This is a genomic window from Rheinheimera sp., assembly GCF_965283995.1.
Classification (GTDB): Bacteria; Pseudomonadota; Gammaproteobacteria; order Enterobacterales; family Alteromonadaceae; genus Pararheinheimera.
Map to the genome: position 1 here is coordinate 506,206 of NZ_CBDIQG010000001.1, position 16,643 is coordinate 522,848.

Consider the following 16,643-nt stretch of genomic DNA (forward strand, 5'->3'; position numbering starts at 1 on the left):
TGTGAACAAATCAGGTTAAGGCTGTGCTGATGTCGCAGGTTGTGAAACGCTGCGCAACAAAAAGGGAGCCGAAGCTCCCTGTTTAGTTCAGTCTGAAATCACAGACCGGCTTCAGCACGTAGCGCGTCGGCTTTATTTGTCTGTTCCCACGGGAACTCATTGCGGCCAAAGTGACCGTAAGCAGCAGTCGCTTTGTAGATTGGGCGCTCAAGGTCAAGCATTGCAATCAGGCCGGCTGGGCGCAGGTCGAAGTGCGCCCGGATCAGTTTAATCAGTTGGTCTTCTGACAGTTTGCTGGTGCCAAAAGTCTCAACGCTGATCGAGGTTGGTTCTGCCACGCCGATAGCGTAAGACACCTGGATCTCGCAGCGCTCAGCTAAGCCTGCCGCGACAATGTTTTTCGCGACATAACGCGCAGCGTAGGCGGCTGAACGGTCAACTTTTGATGGGTCTTTACCAGAGAAAGCGCCACCGCCGTGACGGGCCATGCCGCCGTAGCTATCTACGATGATTTTACGGCCGGTCAGACCGCAATCGCCCATTGGGCCGCCGATGACAAAACGACCTGTTGGGTTGATGAAGAACTTGGTGCTTTGACGCAGCCATTCAGCTGGCAGCACCGGCTTGATGATGTGTTCCATCACCGCTTCGCGCAGGTCTTCAGTAGAAATGGTGTCGCAATGCTGCGTTGATAACACTACAGCGTCGATGCCGACTGGTTTGCCGTTCTCGTAAATGAAAGACAGCTGAGATTTCGCATCAGGGCGTAACCATGGCAGTGTACCGTCTTTGCGCACTTTCGCCTGTTGTTGTACCAGGCGGTGAGAATAAGTGATTGGCGCTGGCATCAGCACGTCAGTTTCGTTGCTGGCATAACCGAACATCAGGCCCTGGTCGCCGGCGCCTTGATCTTTCGGGTCTTTTTTATCAACGCCCTGATTGATATCCGGTGATTGTTTACCGATGGCACTTAACACCGCGCAAGAATTGGCATCAAAGCCCATATCAGAATGCACATAACCGATTTCACGGATAGTGCTGCGGGTCAGTTCTTCGATATCGACCCAGGCAGAAGTGGTGATTTCGCCACCGACCAGCACCATACCGGTTTTGACGAAGGTTTCACAGGCGACACGGGCTTTTGGGTCCTGTTCCAGGATGGCATCCAACACCGCATCAGAGATTTGGTCGGCGATTTTATCCGGATGTCCTTCGGAAACTGACTCAGAGGTAAAAATGTGTTGTGCCATTCTAACTTATTCCAATGGGTTGGTTGTTTAAGCGCCAAGCGCCGGAAAATTGGGCTGCGTATTCTAGAGAAACAAATAGTAGTTTGCCATATTTTTTTGCCGCCCGGACGTCTTTCTATCTGCAACAGTACGGGATATCGGACGAACGGATCAAAACTTAAGCCAATCAGCATGGATCCGGTTTTATTCGTTGCCAAGGTGGGCATGGTCTGGGAAAATAACCCGGAACCGATGCGACGCGTAAAATAAATTTGCCTGTTTATCAAAAAACAGTATCACGCCATCCGAAGCGATACAGGCAACATAAAAAACCACTTGGATAAGATTCCGATAATTAGTAGCAGGAGTGACAATGCTGTCCCGCAAACAACTCGCCAACGCCATCCGCGCGTTAAGTATGGATGCAGTGCAAAAGGCCAAATCTGGCCACCCGGGCGCCCCAATGGGGATGGCCGATATCGCCGAAGTATTATGGCGCGATTTTTTAAAGCACAATCCACAGGATCCGCAGTGGGCTAACCGTGACCGTTTTGTTCTGTCGAATGGCCACGGTTCAATGTTGTTGTATTCGCTGTTGCATTTATCCCGTTATGACCTGTCCATCGACGATTTAAAACAATTCCGTCAATTACATTCACGCACACCGGGCCACCCGGAATATGGCTATGCGCCAGGCGTGGAAACCACCACAGGTCCGTTAGGGCAGGGTATTACCAACGCAGTGGGTATGGCGATTGCTGAAAAAGCACTGGCGGCACAGTTTAACCAGCCAGGTCATGCCATCATCGACCATCACACTTATGCATTCCTCGGCGACGGTTGCCTGATGGAAGGTATTTCGCACGAAGCCTGCTCTTTGGCCGGGACTTTAGGTCTTGGCAAACTGATCGCGTTCTGGGATGACAATGGAATTTCGATCGACGGTCATGTCGAAGGCTGGTTCACTGACAATACACCGGCGCGTTTTGAAGCCTACGGCTGGCATGTGATTGCCGGTGTTGACGGTCACGACGCGCAAGCCATTGCTGCGGCGATTCAGGCGGCTCAGGCAGAAACCTCCAAACCAACACTGATTTGCTGTAAAACGATCATCGGTTATGGTTCACCGAATAAATCCGGCAGCCATGATTGTCACGGCGCGCCACTGGGGGATGCTGAAATTGCCGCATCCCGTGAATTCCTGCAATGGCCTTATGCGCCATTTGAAGTGCCGGCAGATATCTATGCGGCGTGGGATGGCAAACCAAAAGGCGGCGTCCAGCAACAAAGCTGGAACGAACAGTTCGCGGCTTATGCTGCAGCGCACCCGGCACTGGCTGCCGAGTTAAAACGCCGGTTAAGTGGTGAATTACCTGCCAACTGGAAAGCAGATTCCGATGCTTATATCGCCAAGTTACAGGCAACCCCTGCTGCGATCGCCAGCCGCAAAGCTTCGCAAAATGCTTTAAATGCCTACGGTCCGCTATTGCCGGAACTGCTGGGTGGTTCGGCCGATTTGGCTGGTTCAAACCTGACCATTTGGTCTGGCTCGAAAGGCATCAGTGCAGACGACGCTAGCGGTAACTACTTATATTACGGTGTGCGTGAATTCGGCATGTCGGCCATCATGAACGGTATCGCTTTACATGGCGGTTTCGTGCCTTATGGTGCGACCTTCCTGATGTTTATGGAATATGCCCGTAATGCGGTCCGTATGGCTGCATTGATGAAACAACGGGTGATTTTTGTTTATACCCACGATTCTATCGGTTTAGGTGAAGACGGCCCGACGCACCAGCCGGTTGAGCAACTGGCCTCGCTGCGTGTCACGCCAAATCTGATGAACTGGCGTCCTTGTGACCAGGTTGAGTCTGCGGTGGCCTGGCAGGCGGCGATTGAACGCACCGAAGGTCCGACCACGCTGATTTTCACCCGGCAGAATCTGGCACAACAAGCTCGTACCGACGAGCAGGTTGCTGCGATCCGTCGCGGTGGTTATGTGCTGAAAGACAGCACAAGTACACCTGACTTGATTATTATCGCGACAGGGTCAGAAGTAGAGCTGGCGGTACAGGCTGCGGCAAAACTGACTGATGCGGGTCACAAGGTCCGTGTTGTATCGATGCCATCCACTGATGTGTTTGACGCGCAGGATGCCGCTTACCGCGAAGCCGTGTTACCGGCAGCTGTAACAAAACGCATTGCCGTGGAAGCCTGTATTGTCGACAGCTGGTATAAATATGTCGGTCTGAACGGCAAAATCATCGGGATGACTGGTTTTGGTGAGTCCGCGCCGGCTGAGCAGCTGTTCGAATACTTCGGTATCACCACGGCAGCTGTTGTTGAAGCGGCAGAACAGCTACTGGCGTAATCGGTACTTTTAATGCAAAAGGGGCTTGGTGCCCCTTTTGTTTAACTTCGTGACAGTCCAGACAGGTAACAGCGCTGATGACAATCCGGATCGCGATCAATGGGTTTGGCCGAATTGGCCGCAGCATTGTACGCGCCATTTTTGAACAACAGTTACAAGACGAAGTGCAAGTCGTTGCCATCAACGAGCTGGCGGAAGCTCGTGGCATCGCGCATTTACTGAAATATGATTCTAGCCATGGCCGTTTTGGTACCGCCGTGACGCTTAATGGCGAAATGTTAGTGGTTGGAACCCAACAAATTCAGTTGTTGCATCAGGCAGATCCGGCCTTGTTGCCGTGGAAAGCACTGAACGTCGATTTAGTTTTAGAATGTACCGGCGTATTTGGCAGCCGCGCTGATGCGATGAAGCATCTGGAAGCCGGTGCCGGTAAAGTGTTGTTTTCCCATCCGGCCGGCGCTGATATTGATGCGACGGTGATTTATGGTGTCAATGAACAACAGCTCAACGCGACGATGCGGGTGGTTTCGGCCGGTTCCTGCACCACCAACTGTATAGTACCGGTGCTCAGCGTACTGGATAAAACCTTTGGCGTTGAAAGCGGCACTATCACGACAATTCACGCTTCGATGCATGATCAGCAGGTCATTGATGCTTATCATCCGGATCTACGCCGTACCCGTGCCGCCAGCCAATCGATTATTCCGGTGGATACTAAGCTGGCGCGGGGGATTGAACGCATCATGCCGCATTTAGCCGGCCGCTTTGAAGCTATTGCAGTGCGGGTTCCCACGATCAATGTCACGGCGATGGATTTGTCCGTTGCCCTGCATCAGGATGTCACCGTTGAAGCAGTGAATGCCGCGCTGCAACAAGCCCGCTTGTCTTTACCGGGAATTCTGGATTACACCGAAGAACCATTGGTCTCCGTCGATTTTAATCACGATCCGCATTCGTGCATCGTTGATGGTTCACAAACCCGGGTCAGTCATAAACGACTGGTGAAATGCCTGGTCTGGTGTGACAACGAATGGGGCTTTGCCAACAGAATGATCGATACCGCGCGTGCCATGATGAGAAGTCAGTAACGGCAGCTTAAACAGAATAACAGTATTCAAATCAACAAAAGGAGATGGTCATGTCCGTGATTAAGATGGCTGATTTAGATTTAGCGGGTAAACGCGTATTAATCCGCGAAGATTTAAATGTTCCAGTGAAAAATGGCGTAGTCACTTCAGATGCGCGCTTACGTGCCGCGCTGCCGACAATTGAACTTGCGCTCAGCAAAGGCGCAAAAGTCATGGTGTGTTCACACCTGGGCCGCCCGGAAGAGGGCGTCTATGCCGAAGAATTTTCGATGCAGCCGGTCGTGGACTATCTCAAAAACGCGCTGCAAGCGCCGGTACGTCTGGCAAAAGAATATTTGCAAGGCGTTGACGTTGCCGCCGGTGAAGTTGTGGTGTTTGAAAACGTTCGCTTTAATAGAGGTGAAGGCAAAAACGACGAAACCTTGTCAAAGCAGCTGGCAGCCTTGTGCGATGTGTTTGTCATGGATGCCTTTGGTACTGCCCACCGCGCACAAGCGACCACCCATGGCGTGGCTAAATTTGCTCCTGTAGCTTGTGCTGGCCCTTTGCTGGCCGCTGAACTGGAAGCCTTAGCTGCTGCACTGAAAAATCCAAAACGGCCATTAGTGGCAATTGTTGGTGGCTCTAAAGTTTCGACCAAACTGACAGTGCTGGAATCTTTGTCCAGTATTGTTGACCAGCTGGTTGTTGGTGGCGGCATTGCCAATACTTTTATAGCTGCTTCGGGCGCCACTGTCGGCAAATCGCTGTATGAAGCCGATTTAATTCCGGAAGCGCAGCGCTTAATGGCGGCAGCAAAAGCCAATGGTGGCAACATTCCGGTACCAACAGACGTGGTGACCGGCAAAGCCTTTGCTGAAGACACACCCGCTAGTCTCAAACCAATTGCGGATATTGCCAACGACGATATGATTTTTGATATCGGCCCGGACAGCACCGCGGCTTTAGTTGAAATCTTAAAAACTGCCGGAACTATTGTTTGGAACGGACCGGTTGGCGTGTTTGAATTTGCGCAGTTTGAGGCAGGAACTAAAGCGATTGCTGAAGCGATTGCGCAAAGTGATGCGTTCAGTATTGCCGGTGGTGGTGACACGCTGGCCGCCATTGACAAGTATGGTGTGGCTGAACAAATCTCCTATATTTCTACCGGTGGCGGTGCATTCCTTGAGTTCTTAGAGGGAAAAACCTTGCCAGCAGTTGAAATTCTTGAACAACGCGGCAAAAGCGCGTAAAAATGATGTTATAAAACAGTCTGTTCGCCGAAACCTATTCCAAGCCGGCAGATCCTGACCGGCACATCCGGCGCAAAAGCGCCGGGTTCGGTGACAGCTCTGAAACTTACCCTACAAAAAGTGAGGATTTCATGGCTCTTATCTCGTTACGTCAGATGTTGGATCATGCCGCAGAATTTGGTTACGGCGTACCAGCGTTCAACGTCAACAATCTTGAACAGATGCGCGCGATTATGCTGGCAGCCGATGCAACGGACAGCCCCGTTATTGTGCAAGCGTCTGCAGGTGCACGGAAATATGCCGGTGCGCCATTCCTGCGTCATCTGATCCTGGCGGCTGTCGAAGAGTTTCCGCATATTCCGGTGGTAATGCATCAGGACCACGGAACGTCTCCGGCGATTTGTCAGCAGTCTATCCAGCTCGGGTTTTCATCCGTCATGATGGACGGCTCGTTACGCGCCGATGGCAAAACGCCAGCTGACTATGACTACAACGTCGATGTAACCCGCCGTGTTGTTGAAATGGCGCATGCCTGCGGTGTTTCGGTTGAAGGTGAGTTAGGTTGTCTGGGTTCATTGGAAACCGGCGCAGCTGGTGAAGAAGACGGCGTCGGTGCCGATTGTGTACTGAGTCATGACCAGATGCTGACAGATCCGGAAGAAGCGGCGCAGTTTGTCAAAGCCACCGGAGTTGATGCATTAGCTATCGCCTGTGGCACATCCCACGGTGCTTACAAATTCAGTCGTCCACCAACAGACGATATTCTGGCCATTGATCGGATTAAAGCCATTCATGCCCGTATCCCGGATACTCATCTGGTGATGCACGGTTCAAGCTCGGTCCCACAAGACTGGCTGGCGGTCATTAACCAGTATGGTGGTGAAATTCCGGAGACTTACGGTGTGCCGGTGGAACAAATTCAGCAAGGGATCAAATTCGGCGTACGTAAAATCAATATTGATACTGATTTACGTTTAGCCTCTACCGGTGCCATCCGCCGCTTTATGGCACAGCATCCGGCAGAGTTTGATCCACGCAAGTATTTACAGGAATCTGTCAAAGCCATGATGGAGATCTGTAAAGACCGTTACCAGGCATTCGGTTGTGCCGGGCAAGGGTCGAAAATCAAAGCCATTTCTCTTGAGCAAATGGTGAAGCTGTATGATTCGGGCAAACTGACTCCGAACATTAAATAAGCAGAAAAATGAATGTTCTATTAAATTTTTAAGATAAGAATTTGATAGTCGCATTCCGGGTAATTCTGTAAGCGGATATTGCAGTAAAACAGGTCTGGCTGGCTGTCGTAGTTATATTGACAACCATTGTTTTTGCTGCAATGATGCGGGCGGTTTACCCTCTAACCAGGTCATTCTTTTTTACAAGTTTGACCTTTCAAAATACAGGTTACGTTAATCAGCAATTATTGGTTGGGAACTATGTCTAACAATAACATTCGTAAAAACCTGATCGCATCAGCCATCGTTGGTGCTTTCATGTTCGGTGGCGTTGCAACCGCAACGACTCTCGCAGAAGTCACCAATACTGGTGTGCAAGCTGCTAAAGCATCTGCGGCTTCTCAGGAAAAGATCAACAACATTTATGATCAGTCTCAGGAATTACTGGCTGAATACCGGTCATTAGTAGAGCAGACTGAAAACCTGAAAGTTTACAACGATCACGTAAACACTCTGGTTAACGACCAAAATGCGTCGCTGGCATCTCTGGACAAGCAAATTGGTACTATCGAAGGTACCAAGCAAGGTATCGTGCCATTAATGTACAAAATGGTTGATACGCTGGAAGCTTTTATCAAAGCCGACATGCCAATCGATATCACCAAACGTTTAGAGCGTATCCAACGCCTGCGAGACGTACTGGGCAATTCAAACGTGAACACGTCTGAAATGTACCGCCTGGTGATCGAAGCCTACCAAATCGAAAAAGATTTAGGTACAGCAATGGTGACTTACACTGACAAACTGGCCGTTGATGGCACAGATATTTCTGTGAACTACGTGTACGTTGGTCGTGTTGCTCTGTTAGCTCAGACACTGGATGACAAACGCGCCTGGATGTGGAACAAATCCACCGCAAAATGGGATGAGCTGGGTCCTGAGTACCTGGAGTCAACCAAGTTAGCGATTCGTGTTGCGGGTAAACAAGCTGCCCCAGAATTATTAAAACTTCCAGTGTTAGCAGCGGAGTAAGAATAAATGAAGAAAGTGTTTAAAGGTTTAATGATTGCAGCTGCGGTGACGATGTCTGCCGGCGTTTGCTTAAACGCTGCTGCTGACACTGCCAAACTGGACCAGCTGTTGGAACAAGTGAAGAAAAACCGTTCTGCTGATGCCAAACTGGATGCCGCTCGTGAACAGGAATTCCTGTCTGATCGCGCTGACAAACAAGCTCTGCTGAGCAAAGCTAAAGCTGCTTTCGCTGCTGAAGAAGCCCGTGGTAAGTCTCTGACACAACAGTTCGCTGATAACGAAGGCAAACTGGCTGCGAAAGAACAAGAGCTGCAAACTGCTCAGGGTACTTTAGGTGAAATGTTCGGTATCGTTCGTGGTAACGCCACTGAAACTATCGGTTCTATCGCCACTTCAAACATCAGCGCACAGTTCAAAGGCCGTGAAGAGTTACTGAAAAAATTATCAGTAGCAAAAGAACTGCCAACTATCACTGAGCTGGAAGAACTGTGGATTGCACTGCAAACTGAAATGACTGAGTCTGCCAAAGTATCTAAGTTCGACGGTAACGTTGTTAACCTGGATGGTACTTCTGCTCAGGCAAACGTTGTTCGCGTTGGTTCTTTTGTACTGATTTCTGATAATGGTTACCTGGTCTACAACGCAGATACCAAAGAAATGCAACCTCTGGGTAAACAACCAGAATCGCATATCCTGTCAGATGCTGCTTCTTTTAAAGGCGCTGCTGCCGGTGAAGTGAAACCTGTGTTCATCGACCCAACAGGTGGTAACCTGCTGCGTCTGAAAACTCAGGAAGCATCTCTGGAAGATCAGTTCCACCAAGGTGGTTCAGTAGGTTATGTAATCACTGCCTTACTGTTCTTAGGTCTGATCATCGGTGTGATTCGTTACATCGCCCTGTCTAGCGCTCAAGCTGGTATCAATTCTCAGCTGAAAAACCTGGGTTCTCCTTCAGAGAAGAACGCTCTGGGCCGTATCCTGAAAGTTTACCATGACAACAAAAAAGCTGACGTGGAAAACCTGGAACTGAAGCTGGACGAAGCTATCATGCGTGAAACGCCGGCTATTGAAACTGGTATCGGTTTACTGAAACTGATCGCTGCAGTAGGTCCTCTGCTGGGTCTGTTAGGTACGGTAGTTGGTATGATCGGTGCGTTCCAGATGATTACTCTGCACGGTACTGGTGACCCGAAAATCATGGCTGACCAAATCGCGATGGCTCTGGTTACTACGGTACAAGGTCTGTTATGTGCACTGCCAATGCTGTTCGTACACGCGCTGTTACAGTCTAAATCAAATTCAATCCTGCATATCCTCGATGAGCAAAGCACTGGTCTGATTGCTGCTCATGCGGAGAAGGAGAACGCATAATGCATAGCCTGATAGAGCTTTGGGAATCTGTCAGGGATTTTATCGCTACCGGCGGCAGCGTTTTATATATTGTCGCCTTCGTGCTCTTTGCAATGTGGGTGTTGATCATTGAGCGCTTTTGGTTTGTGACCCGGGATTATCCAGTCTTACGCGACAAAATCGTGTCTGAGTGGAATGCCCGGACTGACACTACCTCTTGGTATGCACATAAAATCCGTGATGCGTGGGTATCTGAAGCCTCAGCAAAACTGACTCAGCGGATGAACGTGATCAATACATTGATCGCAGTTTGTCCGATGGTAGGTTTGTTAGGCACAGTAACCGGGATGATTGCAGTGTTTGAAATTATGGCTCTGCAAGGCACTGGTAACCCAAGACTGATGGCGGCAGGTATTTCGATGGCGACAATCCCGACGATGGCCGGTATGGTTGCATGTTTATCTGGCGTTTTCGTTGCGTCCAAATTGGAAGGTAAGATCAAGTCAGCAGTCCATGAATTAGCTGATAGCTTACCGCATCATTGATAGAGAGTAATTTATGGCACGTAGAAATAAACGTGAAGCCGAAGAAGCTGCAATTGACTTGACGCCAATGCTGGACGTTGTATTCATCATGCTGATCTTCTTCATCGTAACCACTTCTTTCGTTAAAGAAGCTGGTATTGATGTTAACCGTCCAAAAGCGGCCAAAGCTCAGTCTAAGCCTTCAGCGACTATTTTCGTTGCTGTTCGTGCAAACGGTGAAATCTGGTTGGACAAGCGTGCAGTAGACGTAGAGCGTGTAGGCGCGACAATTGAAAAATTGTTAGCTGAATCACCAACCGATACTGTAATTGTTCAGGCCGACAAAGAAGCGAAGCACGGTGTGGTCGTTTCTGTGATGGACCAAATCAAGCTGGCAGGCATTGAGAAAATCTCAATCGCGGCGGAGAACAAGTAATATGGTAAGGTTATTACTTTCACTCTTAGTCGGTGCGGTAATAACGTTTTTCCTGTATGTACTGATGGCGTACCTGGTTGATGCAGATGATACGTTCAGCAGTGCGAAGAAGGAATCTATCGTTATTGAGATTAACTCGACGCCGCCTGAGTCTAAAGCTCAGACCCGGACTCGGGTACCGCCACCGCCACCACCACCACCGCCAGAGCCGCCAAAGCAGCAGGTTGTGCAGGAAGCTTCTAGTACTGATGCAGGTACTATCGGTTTCAATGCGCCAACTGTTGATGTTGGTGGAGTAAGCGGCGGTATTGGTGACCCGGCTAGCGCCATGATGCGTGATGGTGACGCAACACCAATCGTTCGTATCGAACCGAAGTATCCTGTACAGGCTGCTCGCGACGGTATCAACGGCTGGGTAAAAATGCGTTTCTCTATTATGCCAGATGGCTCTGTAGACGAAATTGAAGTGGTTGATGCTGAGCCGAAGCGGGTGTTTGACCGTGAAGCAATTCGTGCATTAAAACGTTGGAAGTACTCACCTAAGATTGAAAACGGTCAGGCATTAAAGCAGACCGGGATCATGGTGCAGTTAGACTTCAACCTTGATAATGCCGGAGGTTAAGTATGAAATTTAACAAACTTACATCTGCATTAATGGTGTTTGCTGCTGTCGGCATTGCCGCGCTGCCAGTAAGCTCTGCTTTTGCAGCTCCGGATGCTGCCAAGATTGCTGAGCGTAAAGCTCGCAAATCCCAGGCAGTAGGCGAAAAAGTTGGTAAAGCTATCGGTAAAGCTTATGAACTTTATGGCCAGAACAAAGTCGGTGAAGCACTGGCGTTGTTGGAGCCTATCGAAGCGTCAAACACTTTTGATAAAGCTTATTTAGACAAATTCATCGGTCAGCTGTATATCGAAAAAGATCCAGCTAAATCGATGAGTTATATGATTAAAGCGGTTCAACCAGATGTTCTTGGTTTTAGCGATCAGGCTACTTTGCTGCGAAATATCGGCGACTTAAGCCTGATGGCGAAAAAGTATGAACAGGCGATCACCTACTATAACAAGTGGGCAGATTTCACTGGCGAGATGGACGCGAACGTTGACCTGCGTATTGCCAACGCATACTACGAAATGAAGCAGTATGCCAAGGTAATCGCTCCAGCGGACCGTGCTATTGAACACTCAAAAACGCCGAAAAAAGAGCCGTACCAAATGAAGTTCGCTTCATATTACGAGCTGAAGCAGACTAAGAAAGCGATTGAAGTTCTGGAGACGATGCTGCCATTGTTCCCGAATGAGAAGCAATCATGGGTCATGTTAGGACAGTTCTACTCTGTTGATGAGCAGTACGATAAAGCGTTAGCGATTATCGATATGGCTTATAAGCAGGGTTTATTGAAAACAGAAAACGAGATTAAATTACTCGCTAACCTGTATAACAATAACAACGTGCCATTTAAGGCCGCTGCATTACTGGAAAAACACCTGACCGCAGGTCTGTTAAAGAATGATCGTGCAATCCTGATGAGTATCGCAAGTTCGTACTCTTCTGCACGTGAATTTGAGAAGGCTGCGAAGTTCTACGGTATGTTAGGCGCGAAAGAAAATGACGGCGATGCATATCGTCGTCAGGGTGATGCACTGGCAATGGCGAACAAAAACGCCGAAGCAGCCTCTGCATTACAAAAAGCGTTAGAAGCAGGTACCAAAGACAAGGGTAAAGTGCATGTATCTTTGATCGGCGCTTACTTTTACCAAGGCAAAATGCGTGAAGCCTATCAACAAGTTCTGCTGGCACGCCAGCATGGACAAGAGAAGATGGCAAACTCGTGGGGTCCTTACGTGAAAGAGCGTGCTGAGAAAAAAGGCATTAAGCTTTAAACTCCAGCTGTAAAAAACCCGCCAAATGGCGGGTTTTTTTATGTTCAATCGATAACAGAATTATCTAAAAAAAAGCCAGCTTTTAAGCTGGCTTGATTTTGTAATTATGTGCGTTAGTTCAACTATCTTCTGTCACTGATCCTGGCTGTTCTGCATCCTGAGTCCGCAAATCCAGCATTTTATACTTGTCAATCAACGAGTATAAAGTAGGGCGGGTCACACCTAATAAGTCAGCGGTCTTGGACAGATTGCCATTGGCGACGTTATAGGCGTGGCGAATTGCTTGTGTTTCTGCCTGTTCCCGTACTTTACGCAGAGTAGGCAAAGTGTTCGGTTGACTTGATGGCAGTAACCCGAGGTCTTCAGCGCTGATGAATTTAGTGTCGGCCAGAATGACGGCTGACTTCAGTTTATTCTGTAATTCACGGATATTGCCTGGCCAGCGATGACCAAGCATCGCGTTAATCGCGTCCTCGGTAAATCCTTGAATATTCGTATTAAACTCGGCATTGAACCGGTGTAAAAGAGACTTAGCGATAATCACAATATCGTGCCCACGATTGCGTAATGGTGGGATATTGAGCGTTATCTCGCTGACTCGGTAGAACAAGTCTTCACGGAAGCTTTGCTCAGCGACCATTTCTGCCAAGTTACGGTGCGTCGCGCAAACGACTCTGACATCGACCTCAATCTCAGCACGGCCGCCGACGCGCTCAATGACCCGCTCCTGCAAGAAACGTAGCATTTTAGCCTGTAATGCCAGTGGCATGTCGCCAATCTCGTCGAGCATCAGCGTGCCGCCATTGGCGGTTTCGATTTTACCTAACGTGGTTTTGTGCGCGCCGGTAAATGCGCCTTTCTCGTAGCCAAATAATTCACTTTCCAGCAGATTATCTGGGATAGAAGCACAGTTAATCGCAACAAACGGCCGGTCGGCGCGTGGGCTTTGTTTGTGGATAGCGCGGGCAAATACTTCTTTGCCGGTGCCTGATTCACCTAACAATAATGTGGTGATTTCAGTCGGCGCTATTTTCTCAACCATACGACACGCTTTCTGAATGGATTCGCTGTTGCCGATAATATCTTGCTGTTTATACGCGGTTGCTTTCAGAACCCGGTTTTCATTTTCAATCTCACTGAGTTTGAAAGCCCTTGCGACTATGACATTGAGCACATCGACATCAATTGGTTTTTGATAATAGTCATATGCGCCAAGCGATATTGCCTGCAATGCATGTTCTGTGTCGGTGCTACCAGTGATCACAATGACCTTGGTGTTGGGATTGTGTTGCAGGATCTCGGTAAGACATGCCAAACCTTCAGACGCATTGGTTGGGTCTGGCGGCAATCCAAGATCTAAAGTCACGACAGCAGGTTCAAAACGTCTTAGTTGCTGCAGTGCCGATGGACGGTCCTCAGCAAATACCACTTCGTAATCTGTCAGGCTCCACTTCAGTTGCTTCTGGATGCCAAGATCGTCATCAATCGCGAGTAATGTTTTCATACAACATTCCGTGTATCAGTTATGGTAGTTAGTTTAAAGGAAGCAAAATGGTAAAGGTAGTCCCATGTCCCACCTCACTGCTTACCAGCAACTGTCCTTGCTGTTGCTGGACAAACGTTAAAGCATCATACGCGCCAATACCCATCCCCGCATTGCCTTTTGTGGTATCAAAGGGCTTAAAAAGTCGGGTTTGAATAAATTCCTGCGACATGCCACAACCGGTATCAATAATCTCCAGTCGGAGCTGGCCTTCACAGTGTTGTACAACAACCTGTACCTCTCCATCATCTGGAGTCGCATGTTGCGCATTATCGATCAGATGGAACAGGACATTGGCAAAGCGTTCAGCATCGATAGTCAGTTGGCAGTCATGGTACAAGGTCAGCGATGGTAGGGGAAGATTGGCACTGCAGCGCTCTGCAACCAGTGTTTGCAGTAATGTGCCTACAGCGGTTTTTTTCAATTGTTCCTGACCAGATTGTTTATTCGTGAGCTGCGCCAGCATATTTTGCAACCGGCTTTGCATTGCTTCAATTGTGGTAAAAGCGTCGTCGACGAATTCAGGGTTATGCCGGTGTTTTTGCGCATTTTTCAGCAACATATCAATTTGCGCTTTCACATTTTTCAAATCATGCACCACAAAGGCGGACATTCGGCTGAAAGCAACAAACTGCGCATTTTCTGACAAGGCTTTACTCGCTTCATCCATAAACAAATAGCTGGCTATTTGCTCGGTGACTGCATTCAGATAATCCCGCAGTTCCCAGTTCAGCCTGAGTTTTTCATTAACATGACTATCCAACAGGCAAAAGCCCCATAACTGATTGTTTTTCAGGATTGGGATCAAAATACTGAATGCAGGCCCGGAATGCGTCATTTTACTGCGTAACTGGCTGATCATACTGTCTTTTTTGTCACTAAAATCTAATAGCCACTGTTTGTTTTTTTGCTCTTTGATGACAAGTTGTAATGCCTGCTCTTCATTTTCGCCGAATAACAACTGGCCTTGCGTTGCTAGCAACAGCAATTGTTCCTGTTGCAGTTTAATTAATGCGCCGTGGCTGTAGCCTATGGCTTGGCACCAGGCACTTAGACATACCTGTGCCGTATTCTCGTTGGCGAATTCGATTTTCTTCAGTTCACGAGTCAGTTCGACCCATTTCTCTCGATAATCAAAAGTATTGGCAAAAAAATGTTTTTCAATAAAAACACGGCCTTTGCGCCGCAGGCCATCGGAAAAAACCAAAGTTCCAAGGACTGCGGTGCCAGCGACTACAAACACAACTTGCAGCAGCGTGGTCCAGTTGCCGCCGATGTAACTCAGGTAGTAACCAACAACGGCTAATAAGCATAGATAAATACCAGCTGCCAGCACCAGTGAACTTTGTAATACGATGTCCCGCGATACGTAGACATTGATGCCCCAAGATTTAATCCGTTTCACTGCAACAACCAGGAACGGCAACATAAACAGGTTCACAAACCCTCGTGCCTGCCACGTTTGTTGATTGATTTTGCTCAATAACGCGGCTTCTGCAAGCAGATAAAAATCAAGCAACAAGCAAATACCAACAGCAATAATTAGCGGCTTAAATTGCCATTTCTGTCCACCGGATTGTCGGTATAAAGTCTCTACCATCGCCAGCATCACAATGACCAGCAATAGTGTCCCCATCAGACGCAAACCGGCCGTGTGCAAAATAAACCAGCCAACGATTAGCCAACTGCATAAGACCAGCAGGGTCAGTTGTACTTTTTTTAATGCTAGCCATTGTCTGAGCGAGATGTCTGTTTTACTCAGCGCTGATAACAAAAACAGCAACAGCAGTGATTTTTGTATTGTTTCAATGATAAATGAGAAATCAGTAATAAATGCCAGCTGAAGTGACACGCCGTTGTGCACAGCCCATATCACTGAACATAGGGTATACGCCGATAACAATGATTTTTGTGCAGTGTGCACTCTGACGGTCAGTTGAAGTGCCCAAAATAACAAATAGCCGATCGCAGCCAACAGAAAACCAAATTGCCCTGGCGTGACTTCAATATTCATGGCTGGTTCCTGTCTGGATCCTGAGATAACAACTGATGCAAGTGTTTGATCGGTATTGCATAAGAAATACCGCTCGGGTCACTTAAAATTGCCTCGCGACTGCTTTTTACCAGTACCATATTAATCACTCCTACGACTTCACCGGTATCCTGACGGTATAACATGCTGCCACTGTTACCAGGATAAGCGGTGCCATCTAATTGATAAATCATAAAAGGATCACGCAACTGGCGCAGAGTGGCGGCAGAAATAACCTGACTGTTGTCAGCAGGGATCGCGATTGGCGTCAGGGCGCTGAGTAGCGCGCCATGAGTCGCAGGGTACAGACCCAGCACACCGGTGATCGGATAACCGGTAAATGCTAATTGGGTGCCTTCGGCAACGTAATCTGATGATGCAAGCTTCACTGCTGGCAAAGTTTCGGCGATTTCCAGCACGGCAAGGTCGTGTGACCGATCTAAACGTGTCTTTTTGATCTGATGCACTTGCGGTTGTTGGCCGTGTCCTGACAGTACGACATAAGTTTCGTTTTTGTCTTTGTTGACCGGTGTTGCGATCACATGGTGATTGGTGACAATCAGATTACCGGGAGCGACGACAAAACCAGACCCCAGCAGTTTCAGGCGTGGCGAAGCACCAGGGTTATAAATGGCTAACGCAACGACTGAGGGTTTCAGCTGAGTGATTAGTTCGGGCAACGCTGCCTGTACTGGTCTTATCAGCCCTGTCAGACACAGCACGCAGAGAATTGTCCGTAAGTGTCGGTAA

At 48.6% G+C, this 16,643-nt stretch carries 14 protein-coding genes; 10 read left to right on the forward strand and 4 right to left on the reverse strand.

Translation table 11 applies throughout. From position 1 onward, the window contains the following. Positions 1 to 98: 98 nt before the first annotated feature. A complete protein-coding gene (gene metK, locus ACQ66Q_RS02375; RefSeq protein ID WP_208931033.1) occupies positions 99 to 1,250 on the reverse strand; it encodes a methionine adenosyltransferase in 1,152 nt (383 codons plus the stop codon). Positions 1,251 to 1,602: 352 nt separating this feature from the next. Between metK and tkt the strand changes: the two genes are divergently transcribed. The 10 genes from tkt (at position 1,603) to ACQ66Q_RS02425 (ending at position 12,318) form a co-directional block, all read left to right on the forward strand. Continuing rightward, positions 1,603 to 3,600: a transketolase gene (gene tkt / locus ACQ66Q_RS02380; protein WP_430455316.1), complete on the forward strand. Its 1,998-nt coding sequence runs from the start codon at positions 1,603 to 1,605 to the stop codon at positions 3,598 to 3,600. A gap of 77 nt (positions 3,601 to 3,677) precedes the next feature. Then, on the forward strand, positions 3,678 to 4,688 hold the full coding sequence (gene epd / locus ACQ66Q_RS02385) for an erythrose-4-phosphate dehydrogenase (RefSeq protein WP_430455317.1): 1,011 nt from the start codon (positions 3,678 to 3,680) through the stop codon (positions 4,686 to 4,688). Positions 4,689 to 4,738: 50 nt separating this feature from the next. Then, on the forward strand, positions 4,739 to 5,920 hold the full coding sequence (locus ACQ66Q_RS02390) for a phosphoglycerate kinase (RefSeq protein WP_430455318.1): 1,182 nt from the start codon (positions 4,739 to 4,741) through the stop codon (positions 5,918 to 5,920). A 131-nt stretch (positions 5,921 to 6,051) separates the two neighbouring features. After that, positions 6,052 to 7,116 carry a class II fructose-bisphosphate aldolase gene (fba, locus tag ACQ66Q_RS02395; protein WP_430455319.1) on the forward strand — a complete coding sequence of 355 codons (1,065 nt, stop codon included), beginning with the start codon at positions 6,052 to 6,054 and terminating at the stop codon, positions 7,114 to 7,116. Between the two features lie 240 nt (positions 7,117 to 7,356). Further along, positions 7,357 to 8,127, forward strand: coding sequence for a DUF3450 domain-containing protein (locus ACQ66Q_RS02400; protein ID WP_430455320.1), 771 nt, complete (start codon positions 7,357 to 7,359; stop codon positions 8,125 to 8,127). 6 nt (positions 8,128 to 8,133) lie between these two features. Beyond that, positions 8,134 to 9,498 carry a MotA/TolQ/ExbB proton channel family protein gene (locus ACQ66Q_RS02405; RefSeq protein ID WP_430455321.1) on the forward strand — a complete coding sequence of 455 codons (1,365 nt, stop codon included), beginning with the start codon at positions 8,134 to 8,136 and terminating at the stop codon, positions 9,496 to 9,498. Continuing rightward, on the forward strand, positions 9,498 to 10,022 hold the full coding sequence (locus ACQ66Q_RS02410) for a MotA/TolQ/ExbB proton channel family protein (protein ID WP_430455322.1): 525 nt from the start codon (positions 9,498 to 9,500) through the stop codon (positions 10,020 to 10,022). The genes ACQ66Q_RS02405 and ACQ66Q_RS02410 overlap by 1 nt, the downstream gene beginning before the upstream one ends. Before the next feature lie 13 nt (positions 10,023 to 10,035). Then, on the forward strand, positions 10,036 to 10,437 hold the full coding sequence (locus ACQ66Q_RS02415) for an ExbD/TolR family protein (RefSeq protein WP_348732614.1): 402 nt from the start codon (positions 10,036 to 10,038) through the stop codon (positions 10,435 to 10,437). A 1-nt stretch (position 10,438) separates the two neighbouring features. Further along, positions 10,439 to 11,059 carry an energy transducer TonB gene (locus tag ACQ66Q_RS02420; protein ID WP_377242132.1) on the forward strand — a complete coding sequence of 207 codons (621 nt, stop codon included), beginning with the start codon at positions 10,439 to 10,441 and terminating at the stop codon, positions 11,057 to 11,059. A gap of 2 nt (positions 11,060 to 11,061) precedes the next feature. After that, on the forward strand, positions 11,062 to 12,318 hold the full coding sequence (locus ACQ66Q_RS02425; RefSeq protein ID WP_430455323.1) for a tetratricopeptide repeat protein: 1,257 nt from the start codon (positions 11,062 to 11,064) through the stop codon (positions 12,316 to 12,318). Between the two features lie 118 nt (positions 12,319 to 12,436). Here ACQ66Q_RS02425 and prsR read toward each other — a convergent pair whose 3' ends face one another. From prsR to ACQ66Q_RS02440, 3 genes are read right to left on the reverse strand one after another with little or no spacing between them, the layout of a single operon-like run. Further along, complete coding sequence (gene prsR / locus ACQ66Q_RS02430; protein WP_430455324.1) at positions 12,437 to 13,822, reverse strand: PEP-CTERM-box response regulator transcription factor; 1,386 nt, start codon at positions 13,820 to 13,822, stop codon at positions 12,437 to 12,439. A 28-nt stretch (positions 13,823 to 13,850) separates the two neighbouring features. Next, complete coding sequence (gene prsK / locus ACQ66Q_RS02435) at positions 13,851 to 15,875, reverse strand: XrtA/PEP-CTERM system histidine kinase PrsK (protein WP_430455325.1); 2,025 nt, start codon at positions 15,873 to 15,875, stop codon at positions 13,851 to 13,853. Further along, positions 15,872 to 16,573, reverse strand: coding sequence for a S1 family peptidase (locus ACQ66Q_RS02440; RefSeq protein WP_430455326.1), 702 nt, complete (start codon positions 16,571 to 16,573; stop codon positions 15,872 to 15,874). Before ACQ66Q_RS02440 ends, prsK begins: the two co-directional genes overlap by 4 nt. Positions 16,574 to 16,643: the final 70 nt, after the last annotated feature.

What these genes read in the sequence shown, in the direction of transcription:
- metK (WP_208931033.1), bottom strand. Translation starts at nt 1,250, where the DNA reads ATGGCACAACACATTTTTACCTCTGAGTCAGTTTCCGAAGGACATCCG.
- tkt (WP_430455316.1), top strand. Translation starts at nt 1,603, where the DNA reads ATGCTGTCCCGCAAACAACTCGCCAACGCCATCCGCGCGTTAAGTATG.
- epd (WP_430455317.1), top strand. Translation starts at nt 3,678, where the DNA reads ATGACAATCCGGATCGCGATCAATGGGTTTGGCCGAATTGGCCGCAGC.
- ACQ66Q_RS02390 (WP_430455318.1), top strand. Translation starts at nt 4,739, where the DNA reads ATGTCCGTGATTAAGATGGCTGATTTAGATTTAGCGGGTAAACGCGTA.
- fba (WP_430455319.1), top strand. Translation starts at nt 6,052, where the DNA reads ATGGCTCTTATCTCGTTACGTCAGATGTTGGATCATGCCGCAGAATTT.
- ACQ66Q_RS02400 (WP_430455320.1), top strand. Translation starts at nt 7,357, where the DNA reads ATGTCTAACAATAACATTCGTAAAAACCTGATCGCATCAGCCATCGTT.
- ACQ66Q_RS02405 (WP_430455321.1), top strand. Translation starts at nt 8,134, where the DNA reads ATGAAGAAAGTGTTTAAAGGTTTAATGATTGCAGCTGCGGTGACGATG.
- ACQ66Q_RS02410 (WP_430455322.1), top strand. Translation starts at nt 9,498, where the DNA reads ATGCATAGCCTGATAGAGCTTTGGGAATCTGTCAGGGATTTTATCGCT.
- ACQ66Q_RS02415 (WP_348732614.1), top strand. Translation starts at nt 10,036, where the DNA reads ATGGCACGTAGAAATAAACGTGAAGCCGAAGAAGCTGCAATTGACTTG.
- ACQ66Q_RS02420 (WP_377242132.1), top strand. Translation starts at nt 10,439, where the DNA reads ATGGTAAGGTTATTACTTTCACTCTTAGTCGGTGCGGTAATAACGTTT.
- ACQ66Q_RS02425 (WP_430455323.1), top strand. Translation starts at nt 11,062, where the DNA reads ATGAAATTTAACAAACTTACATCTGCATTAATGGTGTTTGCTGCTGTC.
- prsR (WP_430455324.1), bottom strand. Translation starts at nt 13,822, where the DNA reads ATGAAAACATTACTCGCGATTGATGACGATCTTGGCATCCAGAAGCAA.
- prsK (WP_430455325.1), bottom strand. Translation starts at nt 15,875, where the DNA reads ATGAATATTGAAGTCACGCCAGGGCAATTTGGTTTTCTGTTGGCTGCG.